Raw genomic sequence first — 23,730 nt, 5'->3', positions numbered from 1 at the left:
CCGTCGTAGCACGGATAAGTGCCCGGCGCGGATCACCACGAAGGCGCGATGAGCTCGACCGTTCTACAAGGATAGCGAATAGCGCTGTGGCACCCTGCAGCGCATGCACCAACAACCACGGCACGCCGTATTCCATCTAGTCTTTGACGACGCGCTGCGGCGAATCGAAGAGCGTCGTGCCCACCCATATCACCAATCAGGAGGGTTCATGGTCCATCCCAGTGTGTCGCAAAAACGTGCCGCTTTTCGTGCGCTGCATCAGTCGGGCTGCTTCGTCCTGCCCAACCCTTGGGATGCCGGCAGCACGAGTGTCCTCGCAGGTCTCGGTTTCAAGGCGCTGGCGACGACCAGCTCTGGCTATGCTTGGTCGTGTGCCCGTGCCGATGGACAGATGCAGCGCGACGAGGTTCTCGCCCATATGCGCTACATGGTCCAAGCCACCCATCTGCCCGTGAACGCCGATTTCGAGAGTGGCTACGCCAATACGCCCGAAGGCGTGGCCGAAAGCGTGCGGATGGCGGTCGGAACCGGTGTCGCGGGTATTTCCATCGAGGACTCCACAGGCGACCCGCGCGAGCCATTGCGCGAGCTTGCTGAGGCAACTGAGCGAATGTGTGCGGCGCGGGAGGCGATCGACGCTACCGGAGGCGAAACATTGCTTATCGGGCGCGCCGAGAACTTCTTCGTGGATCGCCCTGATCTCGACGACACCATTGCACGCCTGAAAGCCTATGCCGACGCAGGCGCTGACTGCCTGTACGCACCAGGCCTGAGAACTCGCGAGCAGATCAGCGCCGTCGTGGCGGCGGTCTCGCCAAAGCCGGTCAATGTACTGATTGGCTGGAACAGCGACCTGACCGTTCAGGACCTCGCTGCCCTCGGCGTCAGGCGCGTCAGCGTCGGCGGGGCCTTGGCAAGAGCGGCATGGACCGGTTTTCTACACGCGGCGCGGTCCATCGCCGAGCATGGACGGTTCGATGGTTTCGCCAACGCTGCCTCCGGAGCGGAGCTCGACGCGCTATTTCGGCAACGCGGGTAGCCCATAGCAGTACAAACCGTGCCACATCATTCCGCTACCGGATAATGGAGCGCTTGAGATAGGAGGCCTCGATGCCTTGGTCGTTAGCCGCTTCCATCGGTGATTGCAGGCCACCGTCAAACAGGACAAGCGCGAGGGCCAGTGTGCCCAGCGAGGGAGCGGCTAGTGCATTGTCAAAGGCAACGCCGCAAATACCACTCTCCCCCGCCAGCATCCCTGTGATCAGGAACATAACCAGAACGGGGAGCCCCAGACGGGCCGACACTTTGCTGGGTTGGCGCCGAGCAGAGCACCTTGTACGGCGTTCACTCTGCACCGGATTGTTTCGACAGGCTTCGGATCACGACAGTTGCACTGCCTCGCCTAAGCAGCTCCCCCCAGTGCCCTTCCTTCGTATCAACCGCGTAACAAGCGCGGTTGCGCGCTGTCTTCTGAAGGAGCTCAGCAAGACGATGGGCTACGTGGTGCGTTACACGCATCGACGCTTGATCTGATCAGGACTTCGCTTCGTGTCGATACGTGCTCGTCTCATATGGCTTGTCGTAGCAGTCATTACACCAGCACTGGCCTTTGCACTATTTGCAACCTATTCGGTTTACAAGGCGCAGTCGTACCAGATCGATCAGGGCATGTACGAGGCTGCTCGTGGCGTGGCCCTTGCGGTCGAGCGCGAACTTGAGCGCTATGGGGCCATCGTCACGACGCTCGCTGCATCGCCAACACTGGTACAAGGTGACCTGCGGACCTTTCACGAGCGGTTGCAACAGACAATTCAACCGATAGGTACCGGTGTAACGATATTTGACCCGAACGGCATTCCCCTTGCTGACTCCGACTATCCGTACGGAACGCCCTTGCCAATGCCCCCAAGCCTGCCGGGGTTCGAACACTACCCGCTGCTTGCCGTCAGCCCATTGTTTCGCGATCCGCTGACACGCGTCCATAGCGTTGCCGTTCATCGGCCGGTGATGCGCGACGGTCGTATCATCTACTACCTGACAATGAGGTTCCCGCTCGCTCGCATTGGAGCGCTACTCGAGGCGCAGGAGCTGCCTGAACAATGGCTCGGTGCGGTGTTGGACCAAACCTATACCATCGTGGCACGCACCCGCGACCCTGATCGCCATGTCGGCGAAGCCGCCGGCGCTGACTTCGTCGCCGGGCTGCGCGCCAGCCCCGATCGCGAAGGCAAGCTCACGTCCGTCACACGCGACGACCAACCAGTGGTTACCTTTTTCAGCCGCGCTGAGGGATCAGGCTGGACGGCGCTGATCGCGATCCCCCGGGCAGACCTGCTTGCCAGCGTTTTGTCGCCCATCGGCACCGCCTGCCTTGGCATCCTTTTCGTGCTCGCGCTCGCGATCGGTCTAGCCGTCGCGCTTGGCCGCACAATTACACGCCCGTTAACACAACTGGACCAGGCTGCAGGCGCCTTGGCACGCGGAGAGGTGTTCGAGCCTCCTCAGACCGGAATAGACGAGACCGACCGGACTGCACAGGTACTGGCGAAGGCCAGCGTGACTATCCACCGTTCCAGCCAGGAAATGTCAGAGCGGGTTCAAGAGGCGGTCGCCCAGGCCGAACGGTCCCATCGTGCGTTGCTACAGGGCCAGAAGCTCGAAGCCCTGGGCAATCTCACTGCGGGGATCTCGCACGAGTTCAACAACCTCCTGCAGAGCATGACTGTGGGATTGCACCTGGCTGAAATGCTGAGCTCGAACCCCAGAGCCAAGCGCGCCATCGAAACCTGCCAGCGATCGGCACAGCGCGCAACCCGCCTTACTCGGCACCTGATGACGTTCAGCCGAAGCCGTACAGGAGATATCGAGCAGGTCGACTTGCGCGAGCTGATCCTCAGCATGCGTGAGCTACTCACCGGCGCGCTGCCGAATAACGTCGTCTTGGAGCTTCTTTTGCCTGACGGTGCCTGGCCGACCGCACTGGACCCCGTGCAGTGCGAGCTTGCCATCCTCAACCTGGCAATTAACGCACGCGACGCAATGCCCGAAGGCGGCCCCTTGACTATCACCCTCCACAGCGTCGTGCTAGAGCACGGCAACTCGCCGAATCTACCGGCAGGAGCCTATCTCTGTGTAACTGTTGCCGATACCGGTTGCGGCATGAGCAAGGAAATCCAAGCGCGGGCGTTCGAGCCATTTTTCACCACCAAGGCAATCGGTGAAGGTACAGGCTTGGGCCTTGCTCAGGTCTATGGTTTCGCCCATCAATCCAACGGTGCGGTTTCGCTGGACAGTGAAGTCGGCAAAGGTAGCCGCATCACGCTCCTGCTACCGCGCATCGAACACCAAGGCCAAGCGGCAAATCCAGTACAGGAAGCACCGCCCCGTAATAAACGCACCGCGCGAGTGTTGCTGGTCGATGACGATGCGGACGTGCGCGAGGTGGTGGTGTCGATGCTCGAGGAACTTGGCTATCAGGTCGATGAGGCACCAGACGCTGATACGGCTTTGACGAGATTGGCAGACGAAGCCCAGCCAGCGATCGATGTGCTACTTTCGGACATCGTCATGCCTGGAAGGTTGGATGGCGTTGGGCTTGCCCAAGAAGCGCAACGCTTCTATCCGGGGCTACGCGTGATACTGGCGACAGGCTATACCGAGCGTATCGCCGCCGAGCACGGCTTTCGAGTCCTGGCGAAACCCTTTACGAGCCAGACACTCGCCGAAGCATTGCTCGACGCTCTCGAATCCGACGCTCGCCTGCATCCTGCAGTGCCTCGATACTAGGCACAAAGCGAGGGCTCTAAAGGCCCCGCGGCAGGGCTGCGACGGTTCCGGCCAACAGGTTGCGTCGATGCTTAGCGCCAGCAGCGCTACGCTGCGCGACCGCACCATGGAACGACAATGAACGGCCATCTATCATCACATGCTTCGGCACCGTGAACATCGACATCAAATTGATTTACCGCAGGCATTTTTAGCGAGCACAAAAAAAGCTGCCATTGGCAGCTTTTTTTGTTCCATCCTCTAGTTCAAAAGGAGGAGTTATATGGCGCAGCGGACGGGACTCGAACCCGCGACCCCCGGCGTGACAGGCCGGTATTCTAACCGACTGAACTACCGCTGCGCGTCGGCCGGACTTTCGTCCGAAATCTCACAAAGGTTGGTGGCTGATGACGGGATCGAACCGCCGACCCCCTGCGTGTGATGCAGGTGCTCTCCCAGCTGAGCTAATCAGCCGATCGCCTTGCGAGGCGCGCAATTTACTCACCCCCCTACGCTAAGTCAACAACAGCATTGAATTTTTTTTACGGAACTGTGGTCAACTACAGCTGCCACGTCACTTTGTAACTTTGTCCAGACACCATCGTTCCGCCAACGATGCCTGCAAATTTGCTGCGGCCTGGTCGAAACTGTTCTACAAGTGCTGTATCGCCTGACAGAGGCAACCCGCGTACAGGGAACCGAATAACAAAAGCGCCACGGAGTATTCCGCTTGCCACTGCCGGGAAAATTGCGCAACTACCGCCGCTACGCTCCACTGATCATCAGCACCGTATTCCTTTGCCTGTTCGGGGTTTACCTCGCGGCGCAGATTGAGCAATGGATAAGCCTATCCCGTGCGCCTGCTCCCGCAGATGTCTATGAACAGGGTGCGGGAAACTTGGGCGGTCCAGACATGCAACGGCTGGAGATATTGTTCGGCTCAGCCGCCTCCTCTAATTCCTACGCGACTACCGCGGCGGCCAGCGGCTTCACTCTGCGTGGCAGTTTTGTGCATCGCCAACCGCAGCGCTCAAGTGCAATCGTGCAGATCGATGGGCAGCCGCCCCGGCTTTACTGGCAGGGTGAAGAGCTAGCAAGTGGTGTAAGCCTGCATCGGGTCTACCCTGATCGCGTAGAGCTATCGCGCGACGGCGCCGTCGAAATCCTGCGGTTTCCTCAAGTCCGCTCGCCAAGCTACATTCCCGGCGAGCTGAACGATGCGTCCTACCAGGATGACGCCACCTATGCCGAACCACCGGAGGAGGAGACGCAGCTGATGCAGCAACAGATGGACGCCTTGCGTCAGCAACTGGAAGACGCCGTAAACCAAAACGATGCCCCGCCCGCCAATGACCAGCCCATGGAAGACGATTGACCGATGCCGAAGCCTTTTTCGCGCCCGTTACTTGCCCTGCTCGCCACCAGCCTGCTGGCCGTCCCCCTACCCTCTATTGCCGCCGAACCCGGTATCGAACCAAGTAATACCCAACAGGACGGCTGGACGATCAATCTTAAGGACGCAGACATCCGTGCGTTCATCGATCAGATAAGCCAGCTCAGTGGACAAACCTTCATCGTCGACCCACGAGTAAAGGGGCAAGTGAGCGTCGTTTCCAATGCCACGCTCTCGCTCAGCGAGGTGTACCAGCTGTTTCTCTCCGTGATGGCCACGCATGGTTTCAGCGTACTGACACAAGGCGACGTCGCACGCGTGGTCCCCAACGCCGAGGCCAAGGCAGAAGCAGGCGGTGGGCCTTCCGGCGGTGATCAACTGGAAACCCGCGTTATTCAGGTACAGCACACTTCTGCTGCGGAGCTGATTCCGTTGATTCGACCGCTGGTCCCGCAGTTCGGTCATCTTGCCGCTGTTTCGTCTGCAAATGCGCTGATCATCAGCGATCGCAGTGCCAATATTGCACGCATTCAGGACTTGGTCCGCCAACTTGATCGGGCTGAAAGCAACGACTACGGCGTCCTCAATCTGCAGCACGGCTGGGCTGTCGATATTGCCGAAGTGCTGCGCAACTCATTGTTGCGCGGCGATGCGAAAACCACCTCTGGCGTGCAGATCATCGCCGACTCACGGACCAATCGACTGATATTCATCGGCCCCAGCGAAGCCCGTGGCAAGCTTGCCTCGCTGGCACAGAGCCTCGACACGCCAACCACGCGCTCGGCCAACACGCGCGTCATCCGCCTACGCCACAACGACGCCAAGTCGCTGGCCGAGACGCTGGGGGACATTTCCGAGGGGCTGAAGAGCCCCGACGACGGTGAGACCGCGTCAAGAAGGCCGCAGAATATCCTGATCCGCGCCGATGAAAGCCTGAATGCCTTGGTTTTACTTGCCGATCCTGAGCTGATCGGCACCATGGAAAGCATTGTCAGGCAGCTCGATGTACCTCGAGCCCAGGTGATGGTCGAAGCCGCCATCGTCGAGGTTTCGGGCGACATCACCGACGCGCTCGGCGTACAGTGGGCGGTGGACGCGCGCGGCGGTACCGGCGGAGCCGGTGGTGTTAGCTTCGGCAACACTGGCATTTCTGTCGGCAGCGTGCTCAATGCAATCAACGAGAACGAAATTCCCGACAACCTACCCGATGGCGCGATCATCGGCATCGGCACCCGCAGTTTCGGCGCGCTGGTTACCGCACTGTCAGCCAACAGCAAGAGCAACTTGCTGTCGACGCCGAGCTTGCTGACGCTGGATAACCAGGAGGCTGAGATTCTTGTCGGCCAGAACGTGCCATTCCAGACAGGCTCCTACACTACCGATGCAGCCGGGGCGAACAACCCATTCACCACCATTGAGCGCCAGGACATCGGCGTAACACTGAAGGTGACGCCACACATCAACGAGGGCGCCACGCTGCGCCTGCAGATCGAGCAGGAAATATCCTCGATTGCACCAAGCGCCAGCCTGACGGCGCAAGCCGTCGATCTGGTGACCAACAAACGCGCCATCAAGAGCACCATCCTTGCCGAAGACGGCCAGGTGATAGTGCTAGGCGGCCTGATTCAGGACGACGTTACCCGCACCAACGCCAAGGTGCCGTTACTGGGCGACATTCCATTCCTCGGTGCACTGTTTCGCTCGACTCAGGAAACACACGTCAAGCGCAATCTGATGGTGTTCCTGCGGCCCACGGTGATCCGCGACCGAGCCGGCCTGGCTGCCCTTTCCGGGAAGAAGTACAGCGACATCCGGGTAATAGAGACCGATTCGGCCAGCCCAAGCATCCTGCCGGCAAATCCTGAGCAACTCTTCGACGGACGGGGCGAACCCGCTCCGGCCATCGATCTGCGTCAGTGAAACCGAGTCAATAGGCCTCGTGCTCCAGCCCCGCTTGCGCGAGGCGGAGCACGTGGCGCTTAGAGAGCGGCCAGCCCTCGGGCGAGATCGGCCTTGAGATCAGCAACATCTTCAAGCCCGACCGCGACGCGAATGAGGCTATCGCGGATACCGGCAGTCGCACGATCCTCGGCGGAAAGCCGGCCGTGGGTGGTAGAGCCTGGATGGGTGATGGTGGTCTTGCTGTCGCCGAGATTGGCGGTGATCGAGATCAGCCGCGTGGCGTCGATAAAGCGCCAGGCGCCCTCCTTGCCACCGGTGACCTCGAAACTTACCACTGCACCAAAGCCCTTCTGCTGACGCTTGGCCAGTTCATGCTGTGGATGGCTGGATAAACCAGCGTAGTAGACGCGCTCGATACCGGGTTGCTGCTCGAGCCACGCGGCAAGCTCTTGTGCGCTGGCACAATGCGCCTGCATGCGTAGCCGTAGCGTTTCCAGACCCTTGAGAAATACCCAGGCGTTGAACGGACTGAGTGTCGGCCCGGCAGTACGCAGGAATCCGACAATCTCTTTCATCTGTTCGCCACGACCGGCAACGACACCGCCCAGGCAGCGGCCCTGACCGTCGATGTACTTGGTCGCGGAGTGGATCACTATATCCGCGCCCAATGCCAACGGCTGCTGCAATACCGGTGTGCAAAAACAGTTATCGACAGCCAGCAATGCCCCCTTGGCATTGCAGAGCTGCGCCAGCGCGGCGATATCGACCAACTCGGCCAGCGGGTTGGAAGGTGATTCGACGAAAACCAGCTTGGTGTTTTCCTTGAATGCCGACTCCCAAGCGGAAAAGTCGGTGAGCGGGACGTAGTCGACCTGCACCCCGAAGCGCTTGAAGTACTTCTCGAACAGCGAAACGGTCGCACCGAACACGCTACGCGACACCAACACATGGTCACCGGCCGAGCACAGGCTCATGACAGTAGCGAGGATGGCCGCCATGCCGGACGCCGTGGCTACGGCTTGTTCGGCGCCTTCCATAGCCGCAATGCGCTCTTCGAATGCGCGCACGGTTGGATTTGTGTAGCGCGAATAGACATTACCCGGCACGTCGCCTGCGAAGCGAGCAGCCGCATCGGCAGCGCTACGAAACACGTAACTGGAAGTGAAGAACAGCGGCTCCCCGTGCTCACCCTCCGGAGTCCGACGCTGGCCCGCGCGCACCGCGAGCGTGTCGAACCCAACGCCCTGCAGATCGCTGTCCAGCCGTCCGGCTTCCCATTCAGTCGTCATAGCCCTTACCTCGACCAGGGGCAGCCGTGGCTGCCGCCCCGGCATGAATCAGTTGTTGTAGAGATCGATGATCGCGCTGACCGCGTTGGTCTTGACCTTGCTCAGGTCGTTCCGCGCCTGCTCGATCTTGTGCAGATAGGCTTCATCGATGTCGCCTGTGATGTAGTTGCCGTCGAAAACCGCACAATCGAAGTTGTCGATCTTGACCTTGCCGCCACCAACCGCCTCGATGAGATCTTCCAGATCCTGGTAGATCAACCAATCGGCGCCAATCAGCTCCGCAACCTCTTCAGTGGTGCGGTTATGCGCGATCAGCTCATGGGCACTGGGCATGTCGATGCCGTACACGTTCGGATAACGTACCGCCGGCGCGGCCGAGCAGAAGTAGACATTCTTCGCCCCGGCTTCCCGGGCCATCTGGATGATCTGCTTGCAGGTGGTACCGCGCACGATGGAGTCGTCCACCAGCATCACGTTCTTACCGCGGAACTCGAGCTCGATGGCATTGAGCTTCTGGCGAACCGATTTTTTGCGCGCAGCCTGGCCGGGCATGATGAATGTGCGACCTATGTAGCGGTTCTTGACGAACCCCTCGCGGAACTTCACGCCCAGCCGGTTGGCCAACTCCAGTGCAGCGGTACGGCTGGTATCAGGAATCGGGATGACCACATCGATGTCATGCTCGGCGCGTTCGCGCAGAATCTTGTCGGCCAGTTTCTCGCCCATACGCAAGCGCGCCTTGTACACCGAGACGCCGTCCATGAGGGAGTCGGAGCGCGCCAGGTAGACGTACTCGAAGATGCAAGGGGCAAGCTTCGGTGCTTCCGCACACTGACGAGTGAACAACTTGCCGTCAGCGGTGATATACACCGCTTCGCCTGGTGCCAGATCGCGAATCAGGGTGAAGCCGAGCACGTCGAGCGAAACACTTTCCGAGGCGATCATGTACTCGACGCCCTCGTCGGTATGACGCTGACCGAACACAATAGGACGGATTGCATTGGGGTCGCGGAAGCCGACGATGCCATAGCCAGTCACCATCGCAACCACCGCATAGCCACCACGGCACCGGTCATGGACTTTGCTCACCGCAGCAAAGACGTCTTCCTCTGTCGGCTGCAGCTTGCCACGCACCGCCAGTTCATGAGCGAACACGTTGAGCAGCACTTCCGAGTCGGAATTGGTGTTCACATGACGCAGATCCGACTCGTAGATTTCCTTTGTCAGCTGATCGACGTTAGTCAGGTTGCCGTTGTGCGCGAGAGTGATGCCGTAGGGCGAGTTGACATAGAACGGCTGTGCTTCGGCGGAACTGGAGCTGCCTGCGGTGGGATAGCGGATATGGCCGATGCCCATGTTGCCCACCAGCCGCTGCATGTGTCGTTGTTGGAATACGTCCCTAACCAGTCCGTTGTCCTTGCGCAGAAACAAGCGTCCGTCATGGCTGGTCACGATACCGGCTGCATCCTGGCCACGGTGTTGCAGCACGGTAAGCGCGTCATACAGCGCCTGATTGACGTTCGACTTACCGACAATGCCGACAATGCCACACATGCAAGGAACCTCTCAGTTATTACAGGCTGACCGGATACAACGGCAGGCCGAGCATCCGTTAAAAAAGACTCAACCAGGCGGGTTGAGCGAACCGGCGAACCATTGGCCGCTGAACCCGAGAATGAGGTTCTTGGACCAGTCGGCGATCAGTAGAAAGTGAGGTAACAGTGCCGATTCGCGCCACCACATATCCTGCTCGACCGGTGCGAGGCTCAACAACCCGGCAAGTACAACGATCAGTAGACCGCCTCGAGCGGCGCCGAACACCATACCGAGGAATCGATCGGTTCCCGACAGGCCGGTAACCCTGATCAGCTCACCGATCAGAAAATTAACCAACGCACCTACCAGTAGAGTGGCCACGAACAGTAAAGCGCAAGCCGCAATGACCTGTGCAGAAGGCGTGCTGATGTATTCCGCCAGATGGTGGGACAACGCACCACCAAACATCCATGCGACCACACCGGCGATGATCCAGGTAACCAGCGAAAGCGCTTCTTTCACGAAACCACGCTTCAAGCTGATCAGGCTGGATACAGCTATGACGGCAATAATGGTCCAATCGACCCAGGTGAATGCCACGATGACTTCTGCAATGGAGAAAGGCGGCGGATTTTAGCAGAGCGCGAGCGCCAGGAATACGAGCTGGCTACCGCTGGTGATGCGCTGGTCGATCCTAATGCCGAGTACTCGGCCAGCGCTTCAACAACTCAGCTTCCTTCCGGCTTGAAGCGGACAACGAAACCATCGAGCTTTTGCTGACGTTGCAGTACATCGCGAAGCCGATTCGCCTCGCTGCGCTCGACCAAGGGCCCGACGAAGACACGATTCATGCCTTCTGCGGTGCGGATGTAAGCGTTATACCCCTGCGAGCGCAGGGTTTGCTGCAGGCTTTCGGCGCTGGCACGGTTGGACAGACTGGCTAGTTGAATCGACCAGCTGACCGGCAGATTGTTGTTGTCCAGCCGCGGATCGGCTACCGGGGGTTGTGACTGTGTTGCGGGCGGTTGCGCAGCTGGGGCAGCCGCCACCGGAGCAGCTGGCTCGATTGGTGCCGGGGCCTGTTCGGGAGCAGCCGGCGCTGCATCTGGCTCGGCACCCTCCTCGATGATCTCGAAACCCTCGGGGACAGACTCGGGCTGCGGTACTTCGACCGGCTGCATCTCTATTTCCGCAACCACGGGCGCCGCAGGAATGCTTGGCGCATCGACAGTGACATGCCCCAGGTCATCTTGCCGATTGAACAGCATCGGCACGAATATGACCGCCAGCGCAACCAGCACCAGTGCGCCAACCATGCGTTGCAGCAATCCCTTATCCAGCAATGCCATCCCCGCTCTCCTCAGCCTGTTTTTCGAGCCACTCAAGCGCCGCCGCTACGCAATAGAACGATCCGACGACCAGTACTTGGTCAGTGGATTCAGCCTTGGCGCACTGGGCGTCCAGCGCCTGTTCGATGCTCGCATACTGGCTGACTGAAGCGCCGCGCTCAAGCAGCGCCGAAGCCAACTGTGCGGCCGATTGTGTCCGCGGTGTGGGGAGTGGCGCGACAGCCCAGTCAGCAACGCATGATCGCAGCGCGTCCAGCACCCCGCCCAGGTCCTTGTCGCCAAGGAGACCGAACACCGCCAGCCTGCGTCCGGTTATCGACTGCTGCGCAAGGCGCTGGGCGAGATAGCTCGCGGCGTGCGGGTTGTGACCGACGTCCAGCAGCAGAGATATCTCGTGCCCTCGCCAGAGGATTTTTCGAGTGTCGAGACGCCCAACCACCCGCGTCTGAAGCAGCGCAGCAGCCAAACGAAGTGCGTCCCACGGCAACCCCAGCAATGCATATGCCTGCAGCGCAAGGGCAGCGTTTTCGATGGGCAACGACAGCAGAGGCAAGCCATGCAGTTCCAGCTGCTCTCCAGCTGGACCAACACCCCGCCAATGCCAGCTCTCAGGATCCAGCGCCAGATCGAAATCCCGCCCTCGCAAATACAGCGGCGCTTTCAGTGTGTCAGCGCGCGCCAGCAACGGCGCCGGAATATCCAGATCCCCGCAAAGCGCCGGCTTGCCATCGCGTAGAATTCCGGCTTTTTCGTAGGCGACGCTCTCGCGAGTATCGCCCAGCCAGTCGGCGTGATCGAGCCCGATATTGGTGATTACAGCCAGGTCCGCATCGACGATGTTGACAGCATCCAGACGACCGCCAAGACCAACTTCCAGCACCACGGCGTCCAGCCCGCTCCGCTCGAACAGCCAAAAGGCCGCAAGCGTGCCCATCTCGAAGTAGGTAAGAGAAACTTCGCCGCGAGCGGTCTCCACTGCAGTGAACGCTTCGCAAAGCTCAACATCGCTCGCCTGCCTACCATCCAGCTGCACGCGCTCGTTGTAGCGCTGCAGATGTGGCGAGCTATAGCTGCCGACCTTAAAACCCTGACTAACCAACAAGGCTGCAATGAAGGCGCAAGTCGAGCCCTTACCGTTAGTGCCGGTAACCGTAACCACCAGCGGAGCCGGCCGTGTAAGGCCAAGCCGCGCCGCCACTGCCTGGACTCTTTCCAGCCCCATATCGATGGCAGTGGGATGCAGTTGCTCGAGATAGGCGAGCCAGTCGGCAAGACTCCGACCGGTCATGCAGTAGCCGTCACCTGAGCGGGCTCCACCGGGCTTGGCAATTTCTGCATCTGGGCTAGCAGACGGGATAGACGGGAGCGCAATTCGGAGCGCGGAATGATCAGATCGATGGCACCATGATCCAGCAGGAACTCGCTACGCTGGAACCCTTCCGGCAACTTCTCCCGCACGGTTTGCTCGATCACTCGTGGGCCGGCGAAGCCAATCAAGGCCTTCGGCTCGGCAACGATCACGTCGCCGAGCATCGCCAAACTCGCGGAGACGCCACCGTACACCGGGTCGGTCAGCACAGAGATGAACGGAAGGCCTTCTTCGCGCATACGCGCCAGTACAGCGGAGGTCTTTGCCATCTGCATGAGAGAGATCAGAGCTTCCTGCATGCGAGCACCGCCCGACGCGGAGAAACACACTAGCGGGGAACGCTTTTCCAACGCCACGTTGGCGGCACGAACGAAACGCTCACCGACAATGGCCCCCATGGAGCCGCCCATGAAGGAGAACTCGAAAGCGCAAGCGACCACGGGGATGTTGACCAACTTGCCGCTCATAGCAACCAGAGCATCTTTCTCGCCGGTCTGCTTCTGCGCCGCGGTCAGGCGATCCTTATATTTCTTGCTATCACGGAATTTGAGGCGGTCAACCGGCTCCAGCTCTGCTGCAATCTCCTCACGGCCGTCGGCGTCGAGGAAAATGTCGAGGCGAGTACGGGCGTCGATACGCATGTGATGCTGGCACTTGGGGCAGACGTCTAGCGTCTTTTCCAGCTCCGGACGGTACAGAACCGCTTCGCAGGACGGACACTTGTGCCAGAGGCCTTCGGGTACCGAACTCTTCTGCGTCTCCGAGCGCATGATCGAAGGGATCAGTTTGTCTACCAGCCAGTTGCTCATGCTCTTGTTCTCCAAAGCTTCAGTCCCGAGCGCGCTCGCGCTGCAGGCACATTCATCGTTGCGACCGGAGGTAAGCCGGCACTCTTGGTCGCGTGAGCGATGCACCTAGTAGGGCGCAGTCGCGAAACTTCGATTTCCACCTGACGGAGGAAATCACCAAACACGGTGCTGGTCTCACCAGCGACTCGTTACTGGACGGCGACGGCTGCCCAGGCGTCACATGGCCGAACGCACGCGCTCGACAAAAGCCATTACCTTGTGAGCGTCCTTGATGCCCTTACTCGCTTCCACGCCCCCACTGACATCCACCGCATATGGCCGAACCTCGGCGATGGCTTGCTGAACGTTCTCCATGGTCAGCCCTCCCGCCAGAATCAAGGGCTTGGTCAGCGCAGCCGGAATCAGCGACCAATCGAAGCGTTCGCCCGTCCCTCCCGGCACGCCTGCTACGAAGGTATCCAGGAGAATGCCGCTAGCATTCCGATAGCGAGCAGCTTGAGCAGCAATATCCTCACCACCACCAACCCGCAGCGCCTTGAACCAAGGCCGATGGAAACCTTCGCACTCCGCAGGCGATTCGTCGCCGTGAAATTGCAGCATATCCAGCGGCACGGCATCGAGGATTTCGCCGATCTCACAACGACTGGCGTTGACGAACAAACCGACCGTCGTAACGAAAGGCGGCAGGGCCGCGACGATGTCGCGGGCCTGCTGCACACTGACGGCACGAGGGCTCTTGGGGTAAAACACCAAGCCGATGGCATCGGCACCCGCTTCGGCGGCTGTCAATGCGTCCTCGACTCGAGTGATCCCGCAAATCTTGCTGCGAACGACTGACAACGGATGCTTACCTAATAAGAAAGAAACCGGATGGTAACAAAAGAGCTGTCACCTGCAAGCGAATAGGCGCAACAGCCCAAGATACGAGCATCAGTAGCGCACATCCGGCAAACCCGACAGAAAATGCGGCCCAAGATAGCGCTTCGGCAGTTCGAACTCGTCGGGATAATCGACCTCGATTAGATAGAGCCCGTAAGGGTGCGCGGTTACTCCACCGGTTCGTCGCACCCGAGACTGCAGCACTTCGGCCGCCCACTCCACTGGCCGCTCACCCGCGCCGATCGTCATCAGAACGCCTGCGAAGTTACGTACCATGTGATGCAGAAATGCGTTGGCGCGCACATCGATGACGATTAACCGGCCATGCTCGAGAAGTTCTAGGTGATGAATGGTTTTGATCGGTGACTTGGCTTGGCACTGCCTTGCTCGGAATGCACTGAAGTCGTGCGTCCCCACAAATACCGCAGCAGCGGCACGCATGCGGTCAACATCCAGCGGCCGATGGTTCCAGGTCACCTCTTCTGCCATATGCGCCGGGCGGATCTGGTCGTTATAGATCACATAGCGATACCGACGGGCCATCGCACTGAAGCGGGCATCAAAATGGCGAGGCATTTCTTTCGCCCAGGTGACACTGATATCGGACGGCAGATTCATATTCGCGCCCATGACCCACGCGTGCATGCTGCGCGTGATCGGCGTATCGAAATGAACCACCTGCGCGCTCGCGTGCACGAGCGCATCGGTTCGCCCGGCACAGCTGAGTGTGACGGAATGACCTCCCGCCACCTTTGTCAGCGCGGTTTCGAGGGTCTCCTGAATGGATGGCACGCCAGCACGCTGACGCTGGAACCCGCGATAGCGCGATCCCTTGTACTCAACGCCAAGTGCAATTCTGGAAACGCCGACGGCAGCCATTTCGGCTGCCGTTTCGGGTACTGCTTGGGTCATGATCAGGCTAGTTTGGCGAGCATCTCTCGCGCCTCTTGCTGTTGGGCATCACTACCTTCGGAGATCACCTCGTCGAGGATATCGCGAGCACCTTCAGCATCGCCCATGTCGATATAGGCTCTGGCGAGATCCAGCTTGGTGGTGGTTTCGTCGGTATCGGAGAAGAAATCGAAGTCCTCATCCACACCGCCGGCGTCTGTCGCAGCCAAATTGGGGGCAGGGGCAGGCTCATCCAGATCCCTGGACAAATCTTCGAGCTCAGCCTCTACTTCGTCCAACTTTTCGGCAAAACTCTCAGGCTGCTTTTCGGGCTCACCAAAGGAAATGTCGAAGTCGTCAGGCAGGTCCGCAGGACTGGTGGCAGGCTCAGCGAGTTCGAAGTCGAGTTCGTCGCTGTCGAATGCGGTGGGCGCGTCTGCAGGTTGCTCGTCGAAATTGAGCGAAAACTCGTCGTCGCCCTTCTTACCGCTCGTATCGGCGCCCAGATCGAAGGAAAAATCCGACAGATCCTGCTCAGCGTCCGGCGCGCTCTTTTCCTCTTCAAGATCGAAAGAGAAATCACTCGCGGCTGTCTGCGCGCCAGGCGTAACCCCTTCAACTTCATCCAGCGTCAGGTCATCGAAATTCAGCGAATCATCCACTGGCGCACTCTTCGGGCGCTCATCATTCAAATCTATGTCCAAGTCATCCAGACTTAGATCGAACGAATCATCCATATCCTGACCGGCGGATGGCGAAGTTGGCTCGTCCAGCTGCAGGTCGTCGAGATTGAAGCTGTTCATATCCATTTGCGTCGAGGCCACAGCTGCTGACCCGCCAATGGCTGCCATAGCTGGGTACTTGTACTTCAGCTTCTCGACCTCATGGGTAGCGCCACCGATTTCGCGTAACTCGGCTTCTTCACGAGCGAACCCATCACGATTACCGAGCTCTGCGTAAACCTCCATCAGCTTCAACCGCAAATCACTGCGCTGAGGCTCATCATTGAGCGCGTTCTGCAGCAGCTCTGCTGCCTGATTGAAGCGACCATAGGCTATATAAATGTCCGCCTCGGCCAGCGCATCTCCAGTAGAAGCCGTCAGTTCATCTGCGCTCGATGCCGACGCAGCGGCGCCGGAAAATTGAGTTTGCTTCGGCTGCTCCTGTCCGATATCGACGAAGGCCGGAGAACCCGTGTGCAGATCGTCAATGGTGTTATCCGCCAACAGGCTCTCTTGCAGCTCGGCCTCTTTCATCGCGTTGCGCCGTGATAGCGCCATCAAGCCGACTAGCAACAGCAGCAGAGCGCTACCGCCTACCACACCCAGCAGCAATGTATTGGACAGCAGGTCATCGATCAGCCCCTTGGGCTCCGGCTCGACAACAGGAGCGACCGGCGCCGCAGGCGCGGCGGGCTTAGCAGCTGGTTTGGCAGCAGGTGCTGGAGCGGCAGCTGGTGCGGCCGCCTCCTGATCGCTTGGGGCCGAATCGCCCGTGACGCTACCCTCAGGAGATGGGGACTCATTTGCGGCAGTCTCAGGCTGACCAGCAATATCATCTGCTGTCGGGGCCTGCCCCTCTGCGCCAACCTGAGCCTGAAGCTTGGCAAGCTGATCATCCTTGAGCTGCATCAGGCGCTGTAGTTTCTCCAGCTGCCCCTGCAGATCATTCAGACGATCTTTGAGTTCGTCATTTTCACGACGACTGGAATCCAGGCTTTCCTGAGTTACGGCAAGCTTGTCGCGTAGGGCCTTGCCATCACCGGCTGAACCGGTATCCGAGCCTTCGGTCGATTTGCCTGCATCGCCGGCAACCAGGCGCAGGTTGTCGCCAGATTCACTACGCGACGGGGCGGCACCGGCCTCGGTACGGCGAGTCGCATCCAGCTGACGAGCACCGGCTGCTGCACTACCCTGGCGCCAGGCCGCATTCTGCTCTGCGACCTGAGTGATCGCCTGGGCTTGAGAGCGAGTGGATATCTGCTCGGCATCCGGCAGGCGAAGCACCTGCCCGCTCTTCATGCGGTTGATGTTGCCGCCAATGAAGGCATCCGGATTGAGATCCTGGATGGCCAGCATCGTCTGATGAACCGTTCCGTTACGACGATTGCGCTCGGCAATTTCCCAAAGGGTGTCACGGGCAGAAGTTTTGTACTCGCTGCTTCCACTCTGAGGAGCGGTTGCAGACTGCACTGCCGTTGAAGGCGCAGCAGTCGGACGAGCCGGCGCAGGGCGCGCGGGCTGAGTAGTGCGAACTGGAGCGGATATCGGCAACTGAGGCGCGGCGGCCGCGGCGGTTTCCGGCGAATAGAGCGGCGGATCCAGCAGCAGAGTGTACTCGCGCAGCAAGCGCCCGCTGGGCCAGAGCACTTCTACGAGGAAATTGAGATAGGGCTCGCGTACCGGCTTGTTGGAAGAAACCTGGATGACGCTCTTCCCGTTTGGCCGCAATACCGGCGTGAACTTCAGATCAGTCAGAAAGTACTGGCGATCAATGCCGGCCCGATTGAACTCCTCAACCGAGGCGAGCACCGGAATGACCTCACCCGGCGCAAGGCTATTTGCATCGAGCAGCTCGATTTCCGCGATCAGCGGTTGATTCAATGACGACTGAAGCGTGACCTCACCTAACCCAAGCGCATGGGCCATTTCTGTAGTCAGCGCGGTAGCAGCCGCGATTGCCAGCACCAGATTGCGAACCCGAACCATTATTTAATCCCTTGTTTATCTTTTTTCTCGAACTACGAGAGGCTCTTATGTCACTGCCCGCGCCACCTAACGGTGACTCCCCATCAGCGATAAGCCGTTCAGCGCATCGGCTAGAAATATTCTTTGAATTACCAGTAAGTATCTTTTACAGATAGTCTTTTATCAACAACTCACCGGACTGCACAGCGTTTAGTGCCGAGCCTTTTCGCACGTTATCAGACACAATCCACAAATTGACTTCGCGCGGATCACAGATGCCACGGCGCATCCGGCCTACATAGATGACATCCTGCCCAACCGCGTCACCGACCGCCGTCGGGTAGTCGTCCGACTCCACAAGTTCGATCCCCGGAGCCATGTCCAGAGTCTCAGACAGCCCTTGAACGTTCGCCTCGACACTACCCTGCAACGAGACGACAAGACTTTCGCCAAAGAACACCGGCGCCTGAATGAAGGTGACGGCGACCGTGAGTTCCGGAAGACCCAGCAGCTGACGAAGCTCCTCAATCAGCCGTCGCTCTTGTCGCCCATAGCCCTGCACATCAACCTCTTCGACTTGCGCGAGCATATTGAACGCCATCTGCCGGCCAAACACTCGCGGCTCTAGAGGTCTGGCATTCAACAGTTCGGTTGTTTGTCGTGCGAGCTCTTTCACGCCCACCTTGCCGCGACTAGATACCGGCAGGCACGCCGTTACCGTAACCCGCTGCAAGTCCAGCTGCTGCTGAATCGGGGCCAAGGCGATTGCCAGCGCGACCGACTCCGGCAGCGGCGAGGCGATGGCACGCAAATCAGCTGCCGCACCCAGCAGGCTGCCGTTTACCTCCGGCACCAGGCATGGCTGCTGAGACACGGGAATAGAACCGGACAGATCAACGATCCGGCAGCCTGCAGCCACTGCCTTGGCGTTGCATTCGACAACCGCCGCCGCACCACCAACGAGAAAGACTAGCTGCACACGACTGAAATCAAAGCGCTCAGCATCGGAAACACGAAGATTACGCCCCTTGAAAGGCACTGTTTGCCCGACGCTCTCCTCGTGGTCAAGCAGGTGCAGCTCGGCAAGCGGAAACGCACGCTCTTCCAGCACCTCGACCAGCGCCTCACCTACCAGGCTGACCGCACCTACAACCGCAACACCGACACCTGTGGGCATCGCCACCTCCACGCGTTAAGGATCGGCACTGTAGCGAAATGGCAGATCACTGCAACCAGCGCCGCCGAGTGGCACGCTGCGCAAACGAAAACGCCGCGAACAAGTCGCGGCGTTCTGCACTTCATCGAGTGCGCATCAACGCTCCAGCAGGATACGTAGCATGCGACGTAGCGGCTCGGCAGCACCCCACAGCAGCTGATCGCCCACGGTGAACGCGCCCAGGTAGTGCGAGCCCATATTGAGCTTGCGCAAACGTCCAACCGGAACGCTCAGCGTCCCGGTGACCGCTGCCGGACTTAGTTCCTGCATACTGGCATCACGGTGATTCGGCACCAGCCTGACCCACGGATTGTGCTGGCTGATCAGCCCCTCGATATCGGCGATCGGCACATCCTTGTTCAGCTTGATGGTCAGGGCCTGGCTGTGGCAGCGCATGGCGCCGACGCGCACGCAGATACCGTCGACCGGGATCGGGCTCTTGAATCGGCCGAGAATCTTGTTGGTTTCGGCCTGCGCTTTCCACTCTTCACGGCTCTGTCCGTTTGGCAGCTCCTTGTCGATATACGGGATCAGACTACCCGCCAGCGGCACGCCAAAATTGTCGACCGGGAAGGCTTCGCTACGCTGGGTCTCGGCAACCTTGCGATCAATGTCGAGAATGGCGCTGGCGGGATTGGTCAGGTCATCGGCCACAGCCGCATTGATGGCGCCCATCTGCTTGATCAGCTCGCGCATATTCTGCGCACCGGCTCCGGAAGCCGCCTGATAAGTCATCGCGCTCATCCACTCGACCAGACCGGCTTCGAACAGGCCACCAAGGCCCATCAGCGCCAAGCTGACGGTGCAGTTGCCGCCGATGTAGTTCTTGGTGCCCGCATCCAGCTGCTGGTCGATCACACGGCGGTTCACCGGATCGAGGACGATTACCGCGTCGTCCTGCATCCGCAGTGAGGACGCCGCATCGATCCAGTAGCCCTGCCAGCCGGCTTCACGCAGCTTGGGGAAGACTTCGTTGGTGTAGTCGCCGCCCTGACAGGTCAGGATCACATCGAGGCCTTTCAACTCGTCGATGTTGTAGGCGTCCTTCAGCGCAGCGGTTTCCTTTCCAATTTCGGGGCCTTGGCCGCCGACGTTGGAGGTGGTGAAGAACACGGGCTCGATCAGGTCGAAATCCCGCTCTTCCAGCATCCGCTGCATGAGCACGGAACCGACCATACCGCGCCAACCGATCAGACCTACACGTTTCATCGCAACTACACCTATAGAAAAAGTGGCCCGCGCAGATTAAGGCGGGCCAGAAGATTACAACTTCGCGAGGGCCGCGACTACTGCATCACCCATCGCCTGAGTGCCGACTTTGTTACAACCTTCGGACCAGATGTCTCCGGTACGCAGGCCCTGATCGAGCACATCGCTCACCGCCTGTTCGATGGCATCGGCCGCTGCGCCCTGATTGAAGCTGTAACGCAGCATCATCGAAACGGAGAGGATGGTTGCCAGCGGATTTGCAATGCCCTGACCGGCGATGTCTGGCGCCGAACCGTGGCACGGCTCGTACATGCCCTTGTTGCCCGCATCCAGCGAGGCAGATGGCAGCATGCCGATGGAGCCGGTCAGCATGGACGCTTCGTCCGACAGGATGTCGCCAAACATGTTGTCGGTGACGATCACGTCGAACTGCTTCGGTGCACGCACCAGCTGCATCGCCGCATTGTCGACATACATGTGGCTCAGCTCGACCTCGGGATAGTCCTTGGCCACTTCCTCGACCACGGCACGCCACAGCTGGCTGGACGCCAGCACGTTGGCTTTATCCACCGAGCAAAGTTTCTTGTTGCGCACCATGGCCATGTCGAAGCCGACCTTGGCAATGCGACGGATCTCGCTCTCGCTGTACGGCAGCGTGTCGTACGCCATGCGCTCGCCGCTCTCCAGCACCTTGCTTTCGCGTGGCTTGCCGAAATAGATCCCGCCAGTCAACTCGCGAACGATGAGGATATCCAGACCGGCCACGATCTCAGGCTTCAGCGATGACGCATCGGCCAGTTGAGGGTAGAGCAGTGCAGGACGCAGATTGCCGAACAGGCCCAGCTCGGAGCGAATCTTCAGCAAACCGCGCTCGGGACGGATGGCCGGATCGATCTTGTCCCACTTCGGCCCGCCCACAGCGCCAAGCAGGATGGCGTCCGCGGCACGGGCACGCTCGAGGGTTTCGTCCGCCAGCGGCACGCCATACTTGTCGACCGCCGCGCCACCCAGTTCGTCGTAGCTCAGTTCGAAATCCAGCTGGAACTTGTCATTGGCTAGCTGCAGTACCTTGACCGCCTCGGCCATGATTTCCGGGCCGATGCCGTCGCCGGGGAGAATTAGAATCTGTTTGGACATCTCTTATTCCTTATAGGGGAGTCACATCGCGGCAGGGGCATTTCATAGGGTAGGCCTCAGCCCACCAGTAGCTCCGAGCCATACCGGTGGGCTGAAGCCCACCCTACTTGGCAATACTCAGCCTACTTGATCGCACCGAACAGCCATGGCTGGTTCTGCTGGTGACGGATTTCGAACGCTTTGATCGCGTCCGCGTCTTGCAACGTCAGGCCGATATCATCGAGGCCATTGAGCAGGCAGTGCTTACGGAAGGCATCGACTTCAAAGTCGTACTGCTTGCCGTCTGGGCGTGTCACGACCTGCGCGGCGAGGTCAACGGTCAGCTGGTAGCCTTCGTTCGCTTCGGCCTGCGCGAACAGCTCATCCACCTCTTCTTCCTTCAGCACGATCGGCAGCAGGCCGTTCTTGAAGCTGTTGTTGTAGAAGATGTCGGCAAAGCTCGGCGCAATGATGGTACGGAAACCGTATTCTTCCAAAGCCCAGGGGGCGTGCTCGCGGGACGAGCCGCAGCCGAAGTTCTCACGGGCCAGCAGCACGCTGGCGCCCTGATAGCGCGGAAAATTCAGCACGAAGTCCTTGTTCACCGGACGCTGCGAGCAATCCTGGTTCGGCTGACCGACGTCCAGATAGCGCCACTCGTCAAACAGGTTCGGACCGAAACCGGTGCGCTTGATGGACTTGAGAAACTGCTTGGGAATGATCTGATCGGTATCGACATTAGCGCGATCCAATGGGCAGACCAGGCCGGTGTGTTGGGTAAAGGCTTTCATCCGTTCTCTCCTCAGGCCTGGACCAGTTCGCGTACATCGATGAAATGGCCGGTTACCGCCGCAGCGGCCGCCATGGCCGGGCTGACCAGATGGGTGCGCCCACCGGCGCCCTGACGCCCCTCGAAGTTGCGGTTGGAAGTCGAGGCGCAATGTTCGCCGCTGCCGAGTTTGTCCGGGTTCATCGCCAGGCACATGGAGCAGCCCGGCTCGCGCCATTCGAAGCCGGCTTCGACGAAGATCTTGTCAAGCCCTTCAGCCTCAGCCTGCTGCTTCACCAAACCGGAGCCCGGCACCACCATCGCCTGTTTGACGTTCGCTGCAACCTTGCGGCCCTTGGCGACTTCAGCCGCCGCGCGCAGGTCCTCGATCCGCGAGTTGGTACAAGAACCTATGAACACGCGGTCCAGTTTGATCTCGGTGATTGGCTGATTGGCCGACAGGCCCATGTATTTCAACGCGCGAACGATGGAATCACGCTTGACCGGGTCGGCTTCGGCGGCAGGGTCCGGCACGTTCTGATCAACAGCCAGCACCATTTCCGGCGACGTGCCCCAACTGACCTGCGGCTTGATATCTTCTGCGTTGAGTTCAACGATGGTATCGAACACTGCGTCGTCATCGGAGACCAGGCCCTTCCACAACTCAACGGCCTTGTCCCAATCCGAGCCTTTCGGCGCGTACGGACGCCCTTCGACATAGGCGATTGTCTTTTCGTCGACCGCTACCATGCCGACACGCGCCCCGGCTTCGATCGACATGTTGCAGATCGTCATGCGCCCTTCCATGGACAGATCGCGAATGGCGCTGCCGGCGAACTCAAGCGCATGGCCGTTACCGCCGGCAGTGCCGATCTTGCCAATCACTGCCAATACGACGTCCTTGGCGGTCACGCCGAACGGCAGCTCGCCTTCGACGCGCACCTGCATGTTCTTCATCTTCTTGGCCACGAGGCACTGGGTCGCGAGCACATGCTCGACTTCCGAGGTACCGATGCCATGGGCCAGCGCCCCGAAGGCACCGTGGGTGGAGGTATGCGAGTCACCGCAGACCACGGTCATGCCTGGCAAGGTCGCGCCCTGCTCGGGGCCGATGACGTGGACGATACCCTGGCGTACGTCATTCATCTTGAATTCGAGAATGCCGAAGTCATCGCAGTTCTCGTCCAGCGTCTGCACCTGAATGCGCGACACCTCGTCAGCGATGGCCTCCAGCCCGCCCTGGCGCTCGGCCTTGGTGGTCGGCACGTTGTGGTCGGGGGTAGCGATATTGGCATCGATGCGCCACGGCTTGCGATTGGCCAGACGCAGTCCTTCGAACGCTTGTGGCGAGGTCACTTCATGCAGGATGTGACGGTCGATGTAGATCAGCGACGAACCGTCATCGCGACGCTTCACCTCGTGCATTTCCCAGAGCTTGTCGTAGAGCGTTTTGCCGGCCATCGGACTTTCCTCATCTGCTTTCTATGCGGGGCGAATAGCCCTTGCGCTTATGGGGACGATGCTAGGGGCTTGCATTGAATTACTCAAATT

At 59.8% G+C, this 23,730-nt stretch carries 19 protein-coding genes and 2 tRNA genes; 4 read left to right on the top strand and 17 right to left on the bottom strand.

Features of this window, described 5'->3' with window-relative positions:
- Positions 1-208 precede the first annotated feature (208 nt).
- On the top strand, positions 209-1,039 hold the full coding sequence (locus tag CXK91_RS00565) for an isocitrate lyase/PEP mutase family protein (RefSeq protein ID WP_103454484.1): 831 nt from the start codon (positions 209-211) through the stop codon (positions 1,037-1,039).
- 34 nt (positions 1,040-1,073) lie between these two features.
- On the opposite strand, the gene CXK91_RS00560 is transcribed toward CXK91_RS00565, so the two are convergent.
- Entirely contained in the window at positions 1,074-1,271 is a 198-nt protein-coding gene (locus CXK91_RS00560) for a hypothetical protein (protein WP_256055776.1), read from the bottom strand.
- A 277-nt stretch (positions 1,272-1,548) separates the two neighbouring features.
- Between CXK91_RS00560 and CXK91_RS00555 the strand changes: the two genes are divergently transcribed.
- Entirely contained in the window at positions 1,549-3,786 is a 2,238-nt protein-coding gene (locus CXK91_RS00555) for a hybrid sensor histidine kinase/response regulator (protein WP_103454483.1), read from the top strand.
- Positions 3,787-4,049: 263 nt separating this feature from the next.
- On the opposite strand, the gene CXK91_RS00550 is transcribed toward CXK91_RS00555, so the two are convergent.
- Positions 4,050-4,126 (bottom strand) — tRNA-Asp (locus CXK91_RS00550).
- Positions 4,127-4,163: 37 nt separating this feature from the next.
- Positions 4,164-4,239 (bottom strand) — tRNA-Val (locus CXK91_RS00545).
- A 256-nt stretch (positions 4,240-4,495) separates the two neighbouring features.
- Here CXK91_RS00545 and CXK91_RS00540 point away from each other — a divergent pair.
- The gene (locus tag CXK91_RS00540) at positions 4,496-5,140 is read left to right on the top strand and encodes a type II secretion system protein N (RefSeq protein WP_103454482.1); all 645 of its coding nucleotides are present in this window, start codon (positions 4,496-4,498) and stop codon (positions 5,138-5,140) included.
- Positions 5,141-5,143: 3 nt separating this feature from the next.
- Positions 5,144-7,078: a type II secretion system secretin GspD gene (gene gspD / locus CXK91_RS00535; protein WP_103454481.1), complete on the top strand. Its 1,935-nt coding sequence runs from the start codon at positions 5,144-5,146 to the stop codon at positions 7,076-7,078.
- A gap of 59 nt (positions 7,079-7,137) precedes the next feature.
- Here gspD and CXK91_RS00530 read toward each other — a convergent pair whose 3' ends face one another.
- The 14 genes from CXK91_RS00530 to leuC all read right to left on the bottom strand — a co-directional run bounded on the left by CXK91_RS00530 (position 7,138) and on the right by leuC (position 23,640).
- On the bottom strand, positions 7,138-8,349 hold the full coding sequence (locus CXK91_RS00530) for an O-succinylhomoserine sulfhydrylase (protein WP_103454480.1): 1,212 nt from the start codon (positions 8,347-8,349) through the stop codon (positions 7,138-7,140).
- Positions 8,350-8,397: 48 nt separating this feature from the next.
- On the bottom strand, positions 8,398-9,903 hold the full coding sequence (purF, locus tag CXK91_RS00525; protein WP_003285315.1) for an amidophosphoribosyltransferase: 1,506 nt from the start codon (positions 9,901-9,903) through the stop codon (positions 8,398-8,400).
- 69 nt (positions 9,904-9,972) lie between these two features.
- Positions 9,973-10,485: a CvpA family protein gene (locus CXK91_RS00520; protein ID WP_103454479.1), complete on the bottom strand. Its 513-nt coding sequence runs from the start codon at positions 10,483-10,485 to the stop codon at positions 9,973-9,975.
- Between the two features lie 128 nt (positions 10,486-10,613).
- A complete protein-coding gene (locus CXK91_RS00515; protein WP_103454478.1) occupies positions 10,614-11,234 on the bottom strand; it encodes an SPOR domain-containing protein in 621 nt (206 codons plus the stop codon).
- Positions 11,218-12,522 carry a bifunctional tetrahydrofolate synthase/dihydrofolate synthase gene (folC, locus tag CXK91_RS00510; protein ID WP_103454477.1) on the bottom strand — a complete coding sequence of 435 codons (1,305 nt, stop codon included), beginning with the start codon at positions 12,520-12,522 and terminating at the stop codon, positions 11,218-11,220. The genes CXK91_RS00515 and folC overlap by 17 nt, the downstream gene beginning before the upstream one ends.
- Complete coding sequence (accD, locus tag CXK91_RS00505) at positions 12,519-13,412, bottom strand: acetyl-CoA carboxylase, carboxyltransferase subunit beta (protein ID WP_103454476.1); 894 nt, start codon at positions 13,410-13,412, stop codon at positions 12,519-12,521. The genes folC and accD overlap by 4 nt, the downstream gene beginning before the upstream one ends.
- Before the next feature lie 216 nt (positions 13,413-13,628).
- Entirely contained in the window at positions 13,629-14,252 is a 624-nt protein-coding gene (locus tag CXK91_RS00500) for a phosphoribosylanthranilate isomerase (RefSeq protein ID WP_103454475.1), read from the bottom strand.
- Between the two features lie 90 nt (positions 14,253-14,342).
- Entirely contained in the window at positions 14,343-15,203 is an 861-nt protein-coding gene (gene truA, locus CXK91_RS00495; RefSeq protein ID WP_103454474.1) for a tRNA pseudouridine(38-40) synthase TruA, read from the bottom strand.
- A 2-nt stretch (positions 15,204-15,205) separates the two neighbouring features.
- A complete protein-coding gene (locus CXK91_RS00490; protein WP_103454473.1) occupies positions 15,206-17,890 on the bottom strand; it encodes a FimV/HubP family polar landmark protein in 2,685 nt (894 codons plus the stop codon).
- Between the two features lie 145 nt (positions 17,891-18,035).
- The gene (locus tag CXK91_RS00485; RefSeq protein ID WP_103454472.1) at positions 18,036-19,046 is read right to left on the bottom strand and encodes an aspartate-semialdehyde dehydrogenase; all 1,011 of its coding nucleotides are present in this window, start codon (positions 19,044-19,046) and stop codon (positions 18,036-18,038) included.
- A 135-nt stretch (positions 19,047-19,181) separates the two neighbouring features.
- Complete coding sequence (gene asd / locus CXK91_RS00480) at positions 19,182-20,294, bottom strand: aspartate-semialdehyde dehydrogenase (protein ID WP_103454471.1); 1,113 nt, start codon at positions 20,292-20,294, stop codon at positions 19,182-19,184.
- A 54-nt stretch (positions 20,295-20,348) separates the two neighbouring features.
- A complete protein-coding gene (leuB, locus tag CXK91_RS00475) occupies positions 20,349-21,431 on the bottom strand; it encodes a 3-isopropylmalate dehydrogenase (protein WP_103454470.1) in 1,083 nt (360 codons plus the stop codon).
- A gap of 122 nt (positions 21,432-21,553) precedes the next feature.
- The gene (gene leuD, locus CXK91_RS00470; RefSeq protein WP_103454469.1) at positions 21,554-22,201 is read right to left on the bottom strand and encodes a 3-isopropylmalate dehydratase small subunit; all 648 of its coding nucleotides are present in this window, start codon (positions 22,199-22,201) and stop codon (positions 21,554-21,556) included.
- An 11-nt stretch (positions 22,202-22,212) separates the two neighbouring features.
- On the bottom strand, positions 22,213-23,640 hold the full coding sequence (gene leuC / locus CXK91_RS00465; RefSeq protein WP_103454468.1) for a 3-isopropylmalate dehydratase large subunit: 1,428 nt from the start codon (positions 23,638-23,640) through the stop codon (positions 22,213-22,215).
- Positions 23,641-23,730 lie beyond the last annotated feature (90 nt).

Source organism: Stutzerimonas stutzeri (genome assembly GCF_002909485.1).
In the GTDB taxonomy this organism is placed as follows: Bacteria; Pseudomonadota; Gammaproteobacteria; order Pseudomonadales; family Pseudomonadaceae; genus Stutzerimonas; species Stutzerimonas stutzeri_AH.
The sequence above is the reverse complement of the archived record's forward strand: the minus strand, read 5'-3'. Positions and strand labels throughout refer to the sequence as shown.